Annotated in this window: 11 protein-coding genes; 5 read left to right on the forward strand and 6 right to left on the reverse strand. The window is 38.5% G+C overall.

Annotated features, from left to right (window positions below; genetic code table 11):
* Positions 1-143: 143 nt before the first annotated feature.
* The 3 genes from CLW00_RS21400 to CLW00_RS21405 all read left to right on the forward strand — a co-directional run bounded on the left by CLW00_RS21400 (position 144) and on the right by CLW00_RS21405 (position 1,143).
* A complete protein-coding gene (locus tag CLW00_RS21400) occupies positions 144-305 on the forward strand; it encodes a hypothetical protein (RefSeq protein ID WP_170073220.1) in 162 nt (53 codons plus the stop codon).
* A gap of 98 nt (positions 306-403) precedes the next feature.
* Complete coding sequence (locus CLW00_RS12180; RefSeq protein WP_146131420.1) at positions 404-649, forward strand: hypothetical protein; 246 nt, start codon at positions 404-406, stop codon at positions 647-649.
* A gap of 320 nt (positions 650-969) precedes the next feature.
* A complete protein-coding gene (locus tag CLW00_RS21405) occupies positions 970-1,143 on the forward strand; it encodes a hypothetical protein (RefSeq protein ID WP_170073221.1) in 174 nt (57 codons plus the stop codon).
* A gap of 646 nt (positions 1,144-1,789) precedes the next feature.
* On the opposite strand, the gene CLW00_RS12185 is transcribed toward CLW00_RS21405, so the two are convergent.
* Positions 1,790-3,004 carry an ATP-binding protein gene (locus tag CLW00_RS12185; protein WP_106133971.1) on the reverse strand — a complete coding sequence of 405 codons (1,215 nt, stop codon included), beginning with the start codon at positions 3,002-3,004 and terminating at the stop codon, positions 1,790-1,792.
* 538 nt (positions 3,005-3,542) lie between these two features.
* Between CLW00_RS12185 and CLW00_RS12190 the strand changes: the two genes are divergently transcribed.
* A complete protein-coding gene (locus CLW00_RS12190; RefSeq protein ID WP_146131421.1) occupies positions 3,543-3,788 on the forward strand; it encodes a hypothetical protein in 246 nt (81 codons plus the stop codon).
* Positions 3,789-4,161: 373 nt separating this feature from the next.
* Here CLW00_RS12190 and CLW00_RS12195 read toward each other — a convergent pair whose 3' ends face one another.
* The 3 genes from CLW00_RS12195 to rluF all read right to left on the reverse strand — a co-directional run bounded on the left by CLW00_RS12195 (position 4,162) and on the right by rluF (position 10,352).
* Positions 4,162-6,750: a lamin tail domain-containing protein gene (locus tag CLW00_RS12195; RefSeq protein ID WP_106133973.1), complete on the reverse strand. Its 2,589-nt coding sequence runs from the start codon at positions 6,748-6,750 to the stop codon at positions 4,162-4,164.
* Between the two features lie 81 nt (positions 6,751-6,831).
* A complete protein-coding gene (locus tag CLW00_RS12200; RefSeq protein ID WP_106133974.1) occupies positions 6,832-8,463 on the reverse strand; it encodes a S8 family peptidase in 1,632 nt (543 codons plus the stop codon).
* Between the two features lie 1,157 nt (positions 8,464-9,620).
* A complete protein-coding gene (rluF, locus tag CLW00_RS12205) occupies positions 9,621-10,352 on the reverse strand; it encodes a 23S rRNA pseudouridine(2604) synthase RluF (RefSeq protein ID WP_106133975.1) in 732 nt (243 codons plus the stop codon).
* Positions 10,353-10,499: 147 nt separating this feature from the next.
* On the opposite strand from rluF, the gene CLW00_RS12210 reads away from it, so the two are divergent.
* Complete coding sequence (locus CLW00_RS12210; RefSeq protein WP_106133976.1) at positions 10,500-10,949, forward strand: hypothetical protein; 450 nt, start codon at positions 10,500-10,502, stop codon at positions 10,947-10,949.
* Here the strand turns inward: CLW00_RS12210 and CLW00_RS12215 are convergent.
* Together CLW00_RS12215 and CLW00_RS12220 are read right to left on the reverse strand one after the other, a co-directional pair.
* Positions 10,942-11,700, reverse strand: coding sequence for a hypothetical protein (locus CLW00_RS12215; protein WP_106134232.1), 759 nt, complete (start codon positions 11,698-11,700; stop codon positions 10,942-10,944). The genes CLW00_RS12210 and CLW00_RS12215 overlap by 8 nt on opposite strands.
* A gap of 110 nt (positions 11,701-11,810) precedes the next feature.
* Complete coding sequence (locus CLW00_RS12220) at positions 11,811-12,998, reverse strand: ATP-grasp domain-containing protein (protein WP_106133977.1); 1,188 nt, start codon at positions 12,996-12,998, stop codon at positions 11,811-11,813.
* Positions 12,999-13,016 lie beyond the last annotated feature (18 nt).

Genomic DNA, 13,016 nt, shown 5'->3' on the forward strand with positions numbered 1-13,016 from the left:
TTCGGATTTATGATTCTTGAGCTTATAGCTCAAAAGGGTTATTAAAAGTCCATATACGACAGAAATACCATTGAACACAGTAGAATAAAATAAAATAAATTAAGAACCTATGTGTATTGAAGGTCCTAAAGGCTTAAATGGCCATGAGTGAGGACACTCACGGCGGCGAAGTTCGTCAATTCCCCAATTCGTCAGTTCCCAAATTCATCATTTCATCGATTATTATTGGTAAAGGTGATGCGTTATCCGAAGGCTGTGCCTTCGGATTTATGATTCTTGAGCTTATAGCTCAAAAGGGGTATTAAAAGTCCATATACGACAGAAATACCATTGAACACAGTAGAATAAAATAAAATAAATTAAGAACCTATGTGTATTGAAGGTCCTAAAGGCTTAAATGGCCATGAGTGAGGACACTCACGGCGGCGAAATTGTTTCTGCTTTTTCTGACAAAAAAACCTTCGAGGTCCAAAAAAGACCTCAAAGGTTAGCAGTCCCTGACCTTTGGGGTTTCCAAAACCCCGAAGGTCTGGATGGAGGAAAAGGGTATGAAGAATCATTTAAGATTTACCGAACAAAAAATGTGTGGCAAAATCCCCTACACCCACAATCCGCCCAACTTTTAACATTTTTAACTTTTAACAATTAACTCCCCAACATTCGCCGGGGCAAGTTTTAACAATTTACAACCAGTTCTTCAGTTCATCAATTCATCAGTTCCCCAGTTCATCAGTTCCCCAGTTCCCCAATTCGTCAGTTCCCAAATTCATCATTTCATCGATTATTATTGGTAAAGGTGCTGCGTTATCCGAAGGTTGTACCTTCGGATTTATGATTCTTGAGCTTATAGCTCAAAAGGGTTATTAAAAGTCCATATACGACAGAAATACCATTGAACACAGTAGAATAAAATAAAAAAAATTAAGAACCTATGCGTATTGAAGGTCCTAAACGTTTAAATGGCCATGAGTGAGGACACTCACGGCGGCAAAATTGTTTCTACTTTTTCTGACAAAAAAAACCTTCGAGGTCCAAAAAAGACCTCAAAGGTTAGCAGTCCCTGACCTTTGGGGTTTCCAAAACCCCGAAGGTCTGGATGGAGGAAAAGGGTATGAAGAATCATTTAAGATTTACCGAACATAAATGTGTGGCAAAATCCCCTACACCCACAATCCGCCCAACTTTTAACATTTTTAACTTTTAACAATTAACTCCCCAACATTCGCCGGGGCAAGTTTTAACAATTTACAACCAGTTCCCCAGTTCATCAATTCATCAGTTCATCAGTTCCCCAGTTCCCCAGTTCATCAATTCATCAGTTCGTCAATTCCCCAGTTCCCCAGTTCCCCAGTTCGTCGATTCATCAATCCACCAAACTGCACAAAGCGGATTACCCACACACTACCACAAACCCAACTTTTAACATTTTTAACTTTTAACAATTAACTCCCCAACATTCGCCGGGGCAAGTTTTAACAATTTACAACCAGTTCCCCAGTTCGTCAATTCACCAGTTCGTCAGTTCGTCAGTTCCCCAGTTCATCAGTTCGTCAATTCATCAATCCATCAAACTACACAAAGAGGATTACCCACACACTACCACAAACCCAACTTTTAACATTTAACTTTTAACTATTACCCCCGCTGCGCCGCTGTTAGTGTCCTCACTAACAGCCTAAAACCTGCAACCAAACCCCTATGAAAAAATCAAAATTAAGTCACAATGCAGCTTTAAACTAATTAACTCAGATCTTGGAGAAAATCTTGACCACTCTCAATACCCTCAGGCTTACCATTCACTGGCCAATAGAAAATCACTGATATGCATATGTTTTACCCCCTGAATGGTGTCTTTAAAGAATTCATCCATGGTTACCACATATTTGGGATAGTGGTCCTCTATTGGCAGTAATGCTGAGAATTCCCTATCAATAGTTCCCTGACTTTCTAATTTGTATGAAACTTGAATATATACCTTCTTGTCCTTTTTTTCGGCCACAAAATCTATTTCTCTTTGATCAAATTTGCCTACGAAAACCTTGAAACCTCTTCGTTTTAGTTCCAGAAAAACCAAGTTTTCCAATACTCCCGAAATCATCCTATCCCTGTAGCCCATGGTAGCATAAAGCAAGGAAATATCAGCCAAATAAAATTTTTCTTGGGTTTTTAGTATTTCCTTTCCTTTTAAATCATACCTGGAAACCCGGTATAAAATAAAAGCTCCTTCAAGTGCTGACAGGTAGTTGTATACTGTGTTGATATCAATCTTTCGCTGTTGACTCTTGAAATAATCAGCTACATTTTTACCTGAAAAAGTATTGCCCACATTGTCAAACACATATTGGATTACACGATTCAAAAGCTCAATGTCTCTGATTTTATGACGTTGAACTGTGTCTCTAAGGATAACAGAATCATAAATGTCACTGACTACTTTATCCGCTGTTTCCTGCTCATAGTCAGAGGTATGAATAACTGGGAACCCACCTTTTCTCAAATATTCACTGAATAAAGAAAACTGAGTCACTGTAATTTCTGAATATAATTTCTTGAAGGCCAAAAACTCCACAAAAGATAAAGTAAACATCGGGATTTCAACATATCGGCCTGCCAGGAAAGTCGCCAATTCTGAAGAAAGTAAATTTGAATTGGAACCTGTGATATAAATATCCACATCAAAGTCTACCATAAACGAATTGACAGCCTTTTCCCAGTTTTCTACTTCTTGGATTTCATCAAATAACAAATAGGTTTTAGCAGAAGAAACAATCAGAGTTTTAATTTCCTGATACAGGCTGGACGCAGTATTCAAATGTGAATTGGCAAAACTTTCAAAGTTTATAAAGATGATAGCTGAGTCTTCTACTCCTCTATGCTTTAACTCTTCTGTAAGCAGCTTTAAAACTGTAGATTTTCCAGAACGCCTAATTCCTGTAAGGATTTTTACTTGTGGTTTGCCTAGAAATTTTTTAAGCTGATCTATATATTGCTCTCTTCTAACCATAATTTTATTATAACCCTAAAAATAATTTATTTTTGACACTTTTTAGGGTTATAACCATAAAAAATTGACGTAAAATTTAATGAAAGATATAGTATCAAGAATTGTAGAAATATGATTGAAATCGAAGTGTAACGTAGATCCCGAGAACGAAGAGAATCGGGATAAAATTAAGAACCTATGCGTATTGAAGGTCCTAAAGGCTTAAATGGCCATGAGTGAGGACACTCACGGCGGCGAAGGAAATAAAGTAGATATATTGTGGAAATACAGTAGAAATACAATAGAAATAAGTCTAAGGACTAAAGCGAATTGATGCTCTTAATGCTTTTTTTTTATTTTAGGCCCTAAAAATTCCATTTGTTGGTAAAGGTGATGTGTTATCCGAAGGTTGTGCCTTCGGATTTATGATTCTTGAGCTTATAGCTCAAAAGGGTTATTAAAAGTCCAATTACGGCAGAAATACCATTGAACACAGTAGAATAAAATAAAAAAAATTAAGAACCTATGTGTATTGAAGGTCCTAAAGGCTTAAATGGCCATGAGTGAGGACACTCACGGCGGCGAAATTGTTTCTACTTTTTCTGACAAAAAAACCTTCGAGGTCCAAAAAAGACCTCAAAGGTTAGCAGTCCCTGACCTTTGGGGTTTCCAAAACCCCGAAGGTCTGGATGGAGGAAAAGGGTATGAAGAATCATTTAAGATTTACCGAACAAAAAATGTGTGGCGAAATCCCCTACACCCACAATCCGCCCAACTTTTAACATTTTTAACTTTTAACAATTAACTCCCCAACATTCGCCGGGGCAAGTTTTAACAATTTACAACCAGTTCTTCAGTTCTTCAGTTCATCAATTCATCAGTTCATCAATTCCCCAATTCTCCAGTTCCCCAGTTCATCAGTTCATCGATTCATCAATCCACCAAACTGCACAAAGAGGATTACCCGCACACTACAACAAACCCAACTTTTAACCTTTAACCTTTTACAGCCTACAACCAGTTCATCAATTCCCCAGTTCGTCAATTCATCAATTCCCCAGTTCATCAGTTCATCAGTTCATCGATTCATCAATTCGTCAGTTCCCCAGTAACCTATATCCCTAAAAAAGACCGCCTCTTTTAGAGAGACGGCTTTAAAATGAATACAAGTTTATAATTTACTTTTTGATCAGTCTGCCTTGAAGGAATTGGTGATTGACTTTTACCACCACATTGTAAAGTCCACTGCTCAGACCATCAAGCTGAATACTACGGGTAAAGCTTTGTTCTTCGAAGGACTCTTCGCTGAATACCAGCCTTCCTGCGGCATCAAAAATCCTGATTTCCACATTGGATTCACCTACAAGATTGACCAGTATATTGGTTTCGTGATTTGCAGGGTTGGGATAGATTTTGAAACCGTTTGAGATGATCTCTCTAAGAAGTTGATTCTCCAAATTAATTTCCGAATTAGCTGAAACCTGATCTTGATCTGACATGGTATCAAGATCAGAATGTTCGACATTTCCCTCTCCATTGGGTTCGTTATCATCGGCTAATCTATTATTGGTGTTTTTTCTTATGCTCAAGGTCACTGTTCTTTCCGCTACATTGCCACTTGTATCTGTCGCTTTCAAAAGAATTGAATATGTACCGGCTGTATCATATACTGTACCTGGTTCAGGTGATTGAATGACACTTTCTATGGAGCAATTGTCAGAAATATTAGCATCTTCTCCTAGGTCAGTAAGAATATAAGTTTCGTCAGCCCCTAGGTTGATATTGATTCTTGGAAAATTTCGAATAATTGGTGCTGTTTCATCCAATACAGTTACTTTAATTCTTGTTTCTCCTGTATTGCCATCACTATCAATTGCTTTAAAACTTACCGTTTGCTCTCCTAAGTCCGCACAGGTAAAGAGGGATTTTTCCAATTCTCTGCTGACAATTCTATTGGAGCAATTTGTAAAAGACCCATCATCCACTTGATTTACCTTTAGAGAAGCTGTTCCGTTTCTGTCCAGTACCAAGATCATATCTTTTGCTTTGGCTTCTACACATCCCTCTTCCCTATTTACAATAACTGTAACTGTAGCTTCAGCCGAATTTTCATTTCCAGAAAGATCTACCACAGTAAGGATAACCATATTCTCGCCTTCATCATCTTCGGTAAATAAGGTTTTATCTAAAGTTTTGGAGGCTATTCCACAATTATCAAATGATCCATCATCAATTTCTCCGGAACTTAAAGTGTAAGATCCTCCAGGCTGAAGTTCGATGATGGCATTTTTTGTAAATACCTCAGGTGCTTCATCATCGGTTACTGTAATGGTCTGGATGGCTGTTTCGGCTTCGTTTCCATTAATATCTGTCACGTTCCAGATTATCGTGGTAATACCAACTGGAAATGGAGCACCCAATATTTCTCCGTCGCTTCTAACTCCTATAGGGTCATCTACTCCACAATTATCAGAAGCTGAAGCATTCAGATTAATTAAGGCGGTGCATAAAGCTGCTTCTGCTGAAACCGTTTGATCTTCTGCTGTAATTACAGGTAGCTCGATATCATTTACCGTAACTGTTTGTATAACTTCTTCCGCCTCATTTCCATTGATATCGGTCACATTCCAGGTAATTGTGGTGACACCCACAGGATAGGGTGCATCTATAGGCTCACCGTCGGATCTGATTCCTATGGGTGCTCCTACTTCACAATTGTCCGAAGATGCAGCGAATATTTCAACGTTGGCCCAACATACCCCAAAGTCAGTATTTATCTCACTATCCCCGTTTGTTGTAATCACCGGGGCAATTTTATCAATAACGTTTACATTAGCAACACAAGTAGATTCGTTACCTTCTAAATCTATGACAGTCAAGGTTACTGGAACACCTGTATAGCTTAATATACATGGGGCAAAAGCTGTTGCGCTATTTCTTGGTAAAGGATCGGCAATATTAAAATCTTCAAAATTATTATCCGTGTCCTGACATCCGTTACTTTTCCTGATTGCAGCAGTTGTACTTGAAAGTGTGGAAGTCGGAGAGGTCTCAAAACAATTTGCCGTACCGTATCCAATCAAATCTATAATTTGTGAACCTGAAGGACAACTGCCGGATTGGACGGTTGTTGTATTAGAAAGAAGCACTTTACCATTAGAGGCAGCCATATTAATAGTACCAACGGCATCGGGTGAGGGTAAATTTACAAATCCACCACCACCAGCCGCTTGCTGAATCAAATAATAATGTCCGGATTGAATAGAGCCTGATAATTCAGTTACAACCCAAGAAGTACCCGTAGAGGAGGCATATTGCACAGACCATCCGGTTAAATCAACAGTGGTTGTACCACTGTTAAACAGTTCAATGAAATCATTTGTAAATATGGAACCACTAATTCCTCCCCCTCCATAAACCTGACTTATGACTACATGTGTGACTGGCTCTTTACCGTCAATTATATCTTCACAACCAAAACTACTTTTGTCAATGGCAATTGATGCAATTTCACAATTTTCTGTGGAACCATTGTAGATATCGGCGGCTGTAATGGTTGCAGTTCCATTTTGATCTAATTCTACGATAATGTCTTTACAAAAGGGTTCACAGGAATTATGACCAGGTTCGATTTGTTGGTCACCTTTAGAGGCTATTAAATCTGTTTTTATATTCTTTAATAATTCAGTCGATGATTTTTCTGCTCTTAGCCCAAATACCCAAATAGCCTGGGTAAGCATCATAAGTATTAGTAATATTCTTTTCATGGCTTTAAAAGTTTGTGTTGAAAAATTATATATAGTCACAAATCCAACTTGAGTTGAATTTGTGACCTAGGTGATTAAAGTTTATTTAAAAATTGCCACTGCTTCATTGGAACATTCAGTGGTGCCGGACTTGCAGACTTTGTAGGTCCTTGGAGGTAGGTTTCTTCCGGATACCTCCAAAGTGACCCAATCTCTATTCTGAACAGTCATGATCAAACTGCCATCCTCGTAAATGTCCATTTGGCTATCATTGACTATAAAAGGAGACCAATTCAAACTTACAAACCAGCGTTGGCCACTTCCTTTACCGACATTTATATTCAATTGGTATTGATCTGGATTCTCATAGTCGGCATTATCATTGGCTCCTTCCGAATTTAATAAGGAATAGATCAAGTTGTTGTTTGGGGATTCAGAAAAGCGGATGACGTTCTTGGTGGAGGTATTTCTTAAAAAGTCATAGACCTCATCCACACTTGCTGAAGGGTTTTGCTCCAAATATAAGGCTGCTACCCCAGCCACAATCGGGGCAGCAGCGCTGGTACCTCCAAAATATTCGAAATAACTGGAATTGCTCAAGGCAGAAGCTGTTTTCAGCATGTTTCCGGGAGCAAAAAGTTCAATACAAGACCCCCAATTGGAAAAGCCTGACATTGTATCATCTATATTACTAGCACCAACCGCAAATACGGAAGGTGCACCAGCTGGTGTATAATTACAGGCATTATCGCTTTGGTTTCCAGCTGAAGCAATTAAGACTATCCCTTGATTTTTTATATTTATTAAGAAGTCTTCCCAAATGTCTACAATATCTTGATTGCCAGGTCCTCCAAAAGACATGTTAACTACTGTTGGTCCTTCTGCATAAGATGCAATAGAATCGAGAATTTGATAAAACTCAATTCCAGTAGCTACAGCTTCGCATCCTTCCGTCCAAGAGGGGAAAATACGGCAGGATATCAGTTCAGCATCTTTAGCAACACCAAACCTATTCCCTCCAGCCAATCCGGCAACTGGCGTTCCATGATTCGAGCAATCTTCTAAAGCACTTTCATAAGATGTCCAACCAGCGGACACCCTGCCACCAAATTCTTCATGATCAGGATTGATACCCGAATCTATGATGAAAATTTTCACTCCTTTTCCTGTTGCAACCCGGTTAAATTCACCATCAAGCGGCAAAAGTCTTTGATCTATCCTGTCCTGACCCCAGTTGATTTGATTGGTTTCATTTTCATCTCCACTATCATCATCCTTTGGCTCGTCTTTTTTAGGAGGCCTATTGCGTTGAAATGAAGGGTAGAGGTATATATCATTGTGGATGCTTTTGATTGAAGGGTCAAGTTTCAATTTATTATATTCTTCTTCATTCAGGTGTACTCCAAAAATGGGTTTGACAGTTCCCATAGCCCTCAAGACTTTTTCTTCAGGGATATTGTATTTGGACAACAGTTGGTTGGCCTCTCTTCTCATATTTTCTTTATTGGCAAAAAAGTCTCTGCTCTTCCTGAAATTGATTTTGTCATCGTGCAGCATGACGATATACTGTCCAGGTACAAAATCTGGGAGTGAAAATTGGCTTTGCATATCCAAAGAAAAAACTTCTTGGATTTTTTCCTGCTCCACATCCTGACATGAAAATAAAATAATACTGAAAATAATGGGCAAGCACCAAAAGCTAATTGATAATCTGTTTTTAATGGGATTTGACATGATGGAGGTGTTTAAGTTTAAAATTGTTAAATAGTTATTCTTGTGTATAAAATTTTAAAAACCGTCTTATTTGAAAAATAAACTTATTAGATATGGGTTTTTCACACAATACTACCAAAGTACTATTTTTGACTTTTTTGGAATAAAAAATTGTACAATGCACCAAGTTTGATGTACAAAGTACCAGATGTGGTGTGCTAATATTTAGAAATAGGATAGGGGAAACCTAGTTTAATTAAAAATGAAAAATTAGAAATTTAAAATTGTGGAAATCTTAAATTTAGGGCATAGTATCACTTTTATTTCACCCATTTTCAATTACCTATTTGCCTGTTTTTCAATTCTTCAAGTAACTGGCAAGCCCTTCAGGCTTGAACCCCTCTCTTTAAACATCAAGCTACCTACAGGAAATCCCTTCCTACCGGACAGGAAGGCCTCCGAGATTTTTCATGATCCAATTGAAAGATTTTGTAATAGCAGTGGATTTATATGCCAGAGGATTTCCTATCGAAGGTATGGCACATTCTGTAGGTAGAAATAAGTGGTCAAGCTTTATTACCGTCCTGCCTTCCTGACGGAAGGAAGGTAGGGACGGCCTGTGAAAATTTCCATCGCATTTATGCGGTGGCCTTTGCAACACAAAAGGGAATAGGCTTTAGCCGAAATCATTTCCGACTAAAGTCAGTTTAACTTATCCATAAAACTTAACCACCGGCTAAAGCACGATGGAAATTGAAAAAAGCTTTAATTGTAATAATTCTCCTACTTGATACCGAAATCATCATTTAACCTTTAATTATAATGTATATACGGAATTATACCAGTAACTTAAGAAGAAAGTTCGCTTTGATTCATTTTGATATTAAATGATATTAGATATTGATAGATATTGATCTAAATCCAACATTAATACTAGAATTATATTCTACTGGCAAAGTAGCGTATAATCATATTAATTATTTAGGTTTCAACAAAAGGTTTACTTTGAAAATACAAATTAACCCTACCTAACTTTTAACTCCCCGACATTCGCCGGGGCAAGTTTTAACCTTCAACCTTTTACAACCAGCCCTCCATTTCATCAGTTCATCAGTTCATCAGTTCGTCAATTCATCAGTTCCCCAGTTCATCAATTCCCCAGTTCATCAATTCACCAATCAATCATGGGTCTTAGCTGAGTCAGCAATCAGATTATTGATCTCAGCCATCTCCTTCGAGCTGAGCTCACGCCATTTGCCAAGTGGAACATCTAGGTGGATATTCATGATGCGCACACGTTTGAGTTTGGTGACTTCATATCCCAGATAATCACACATACGACGGATTTGCCTGTTGAGGCCTTGGGTGAGGACGATATTAAATTTGAACCGGTCGATCTTCTTTACCTCACATTTTTTGGTGACAGTATCCAAGATCGGTACGCCATTTCCCATTTTTTGGATAAAGTCGGCTGTAATGGGTTTTTTTACAGTCACGATATACTCTTTCTCATGGTTGTTCCTCGCCCTAAGTATCTTGTTTACTATGTCTCCATCACTTGTCAAAAATATCAGTCCTTCACTGGGTTTATCCAGACGGCCAATAGGGAAGATACGCTTTGGGTGATTGATATAGTCAATGATATTGTCCTTTTCAGCCTTGATGTCAGTGGTACAAACAATACCAACAGGTTTGTTGAATGCAATATAAACATGGTCTTCCTTAGGTTCTGTGATCAATTTGCCGTTGACCCTGACTTCATCACCTTTTTGGATTTTGGTTCCCATCTCAGGTACTTTCCCATTGATGGTGACTTTTCCTTTTTCTATCAGTTTGTCCGCTTCCCTTCTCGAACAGAATCCCACTTCACTCAGAAATTTGTTGATTCGGGTACCATTGGCCTCATTCATATGCTGACTTTCAATTGAAGCTGCAAGGTAAATGCTTTTGGGAAGAAATTAAACCCTGAAGCTCTCGGAAGATTATACAAAAAGCAGTATTTTGAAGTGTTGAATGTGGAAGCAGTCAAAAATTAATTTAACAATAACCCCAAAAAAATGAGTGGAAACGGTTTTAAACAAATTGGCCTTTGGATAGACTTCAATAAGGCCCACATTATCGGATACCAAGATGGTAGTGTAGAAATTCTCGAAACGGTAGAATCTCCGGTAGAATCCCTTAGAAGACAAGATGGTGAAGGGAATGACAGCACAAAGTTTACCTCCAACAACAACCATACTTCCAATAATGAATACCGCAAAAACAATATCAGTCAAAATGAACTGAAGGAATACTTCAAAATACTTGAATCTAAACTTCAGCCATTTGACGATATCCTGATTTTTGGCCCAGGCACGGCTAGGGAGCAAATCAAAAACAGGCTGCGGGAAATCAAATCATTTGACAGCAAATGGATTTCTGTGCAGAAAAGCGATAAACTTACAGATAATCAGCTTCTGGCTTTTGTAAGGGATTTTTACAAAAACGAATCCCCCGCTGTCAGATAAGTTTACGGAATCCGGCTTTTATCCTGGATTTTGCATCAAAGGAGTCGTCAATGTTGAAGACTCCTTTTTGCATGTTATGCCAGTAACCATCTCCGCAATCAATGAATTCCCCGTTTTGATCAGGTTTACGCTCTTTCGCTTGGTCATAGTCATAGTCTGGCAGGAACACAAATCCCAAAAGTTCCTTGGCTTTTTCCCATTCCATTTCTTTGTCTTGGCCATTTACTACTACCTCTACTTTTCGGATTGCAAACTTAACCGTGATTTTGATATCCGCATTTTCATCTGGTTTTTGGATCAGGTAGCTGATGGTCAAGGGGGCTTCTTTTTTGTTCAATTCATAGATAGATTGGATATAATCTTGGGCAAAAAATTGCCAATCCTGCTGATTAAGAGGAACGGTTCTGCTGATTTTGCCATGAAGGTCTTTAGCCAAGACACTTATACCACCCTCTTCATCCAATTTATTGTTGGACCACTTGGATTTAGCATATAGCTCTTTCAATGGCTGCTCCCAGACTTTGGGCACCTCTCCCTGAAACTGATAATCATCATTTAGACTGAAACCCTCATTGAAAATATCCTCTTCACTCAGCTCTTCACGGTCGGTATAAAAGAGCTCAAGGTTGGTATCCAAAAAGTTTTTCCCAAAGCCAATCTTCAATTTGAAAACATGACTGTAGGGTGGGGGGATCACTCCTGAATCGTATTCAATCTCTATTCTGGAAATATCTTCTGTTTTCAAATGCATTTCAGTCTTGAATTTTAGTTTACCCTTTTGTTTCTGCAAAAATAGTTCTATTCCCAAGTTATTTGAGGACTATTTGTGGTATTTACTCCAAATTGACGTGAAGCGACCTCTCAGACCAAAGATTGTGGGATTAATTTCAGGTATTCCTTCAGATTGGAATGCAGGATAGCCTTCAGTTCTGCTTCGTTTCCCTTGCTGGTTTCAGTAAACAAGAACCCAAATACTCCGAATTTCTCCATATTCACCTTTCGGATATGAAGTGGATTTTCAAAGTCTGATGCAAGTTGTTCAAAATCAAAATAAGCAATCTGCTCAAAAGGAATTCCGGATTGATTGTCCAAGAGGATGAGGCTATATTTTTTGTTCTTCCGGGCTGAAAATACCTGATTCCAATCCGGTTTTTGAGAATTGAAGAAAGATAAATAGGAATTGATTCCGTAGGAAAACCAGGTCAAGTCTGCCGTGGTACACCAACCGCCGAATCGCATAGGATTTACCTCAATTGGGTAAAGTTTCCCATCTTCATTCATCCTGTACTCTATATGAAGTGGAAAGTTTTTTAGGTTAACCTTGGAGGCGATCAACTCCAAAAACTCCATTATGGGAGCCTCCATGGATTTGATAATTTCTTCTGAACTGCTGTAAAGCCGATCAGAAACATCCTCAGATGACTTGAAAACATGGTGAAGTACATTCAACAATACCGGTTTGCCATTTTCATCAAAATAGCAATCAAAAGCATACTCTTCACCGGTGATGTAAGCTTCTAAAATAAACTCAGTACTATCCACAACTTCTTTTGGGTACAGTTCCGTGGTGCGGCTGATTTCAGCTTTGATTTTGGATACCACCACAGGCCAATCATTTGGTTCATTGACGCTGTAAACGCCTATGCTGAAGAATCCCACGATAGGTTTGATGATAAAGGGAAACTGAAAGCCTTCAATGTCAAGACCGCTTAATTCCTCCAATTTTGCTTTGTGAAAGAAATAATCAGGATAGGCTTCCTGAATGAGTTGACGGAAGCGGTACTTATTTTTGAACAGCGCAATTTTTTCGGGCAAGCCTGTACCTTGGGTATGCTTTTCTATCCAAGCTATGGAGTTCTCTGAATTGGTGTAAATCTTTGTTTCAGGATTGTTTCTGAGAATATCGGCTGCATCCTTTTCAGAAAGCCAATTGGCGTTGACTTCTCCAAGGATTTCTTGTGCCTGAGGTGTAGCAATTACAGGGATTTGAAATTGCAAAATAGTTTCCTTCAGAAAGTCTGAAGTATATGGGTGATCCAGTAAAATCATAAGGGGTATTTTTTGACA

Origin of the sequence: Mongoliibacter ruber (assembly GCF_003003005.1) — a bacterium.
GTDB classification, from domain to species: domain Bacteria; phylum Bacteroidota; class Bacteroidia; order Cytophagales; family Cyclobacteriaceae; genus Mongoliibacter; species Mongoliibacter ruber.

Excerpts from the sequence above, each read along its gene's own strand:
- CLW00_RS12210 (WP_106133976.1), top strand. The coding sequence starts at position 10,500 with ATGAGTGGAAACGGTTTTAAACAAATTGGCCTTTGGATAGACTTCAAT.
- CLW00_RS12220 (WP_106133977.1), bottom strand. The coding sequence starts at position 12,998 with ATGATTTTACTGGATCACCCATATACTTCAGACTTTCTGAAGGAAACT.
- CLW00_RS12180 (WP_146131420.1), top strand. The coding sequence starts at position 404 with ATGAGTGAGGACACTCACGGCGGCGAAATTGTTTCTGCTTTTTCTGAC.
- CLW00_RS12215 (WP_106134232.1), bottom strand. The coding sequence starts at position 11,700 with ATGCATTTGAAAACAGAAGATATTTCCAGAATAGAGATTGAATACGAT.
- CLW00_RS12185 (WP_106133971.1), bottom strand. The coding sequence starts at position 3,004 with ATGGTTAGAAGAGAGCAATATATAGATCAGCTTAAAAAATTTCTAGGC.
- CLW00_RS21400 (WP_170073220.1), top strand. The coding sequence starts at position 144 with ATGAGTGAGGACACTCACGGCGGCGAAGTTCGTCAATTCCCCAATTCG.
- CLW00_RS12200 (WP_106133974.1), bottom strand. The coding sequence starts at position 8,463 with ATGTCAAATCCCATTAAAAACAGATTATCAATTAGCTTTTGGTGCTTG.
- CLW00_RS12195 (WP_106133973.1), bottom strand. The coding sequence starts at position 6,750 with ATGAAAAGAATATTACTAATACTTATGATGCTTACCCAGGCTATTTGG.
- rluF (WP_106133975.1), bottom strand. The coding sequence starts at position 10,352 with ATGAATGAGGCCAATGGTACCCGAATCAACAAATTTCTGAGTGAAGTG.
- CLW00_RS12190 (WP_146131421.1), top strand. The coding sequence starts at position 3,543 with ATGAGTGAGGACACTCACGGCGGCGAAATTGTTTCTACTTTTTCTGAC.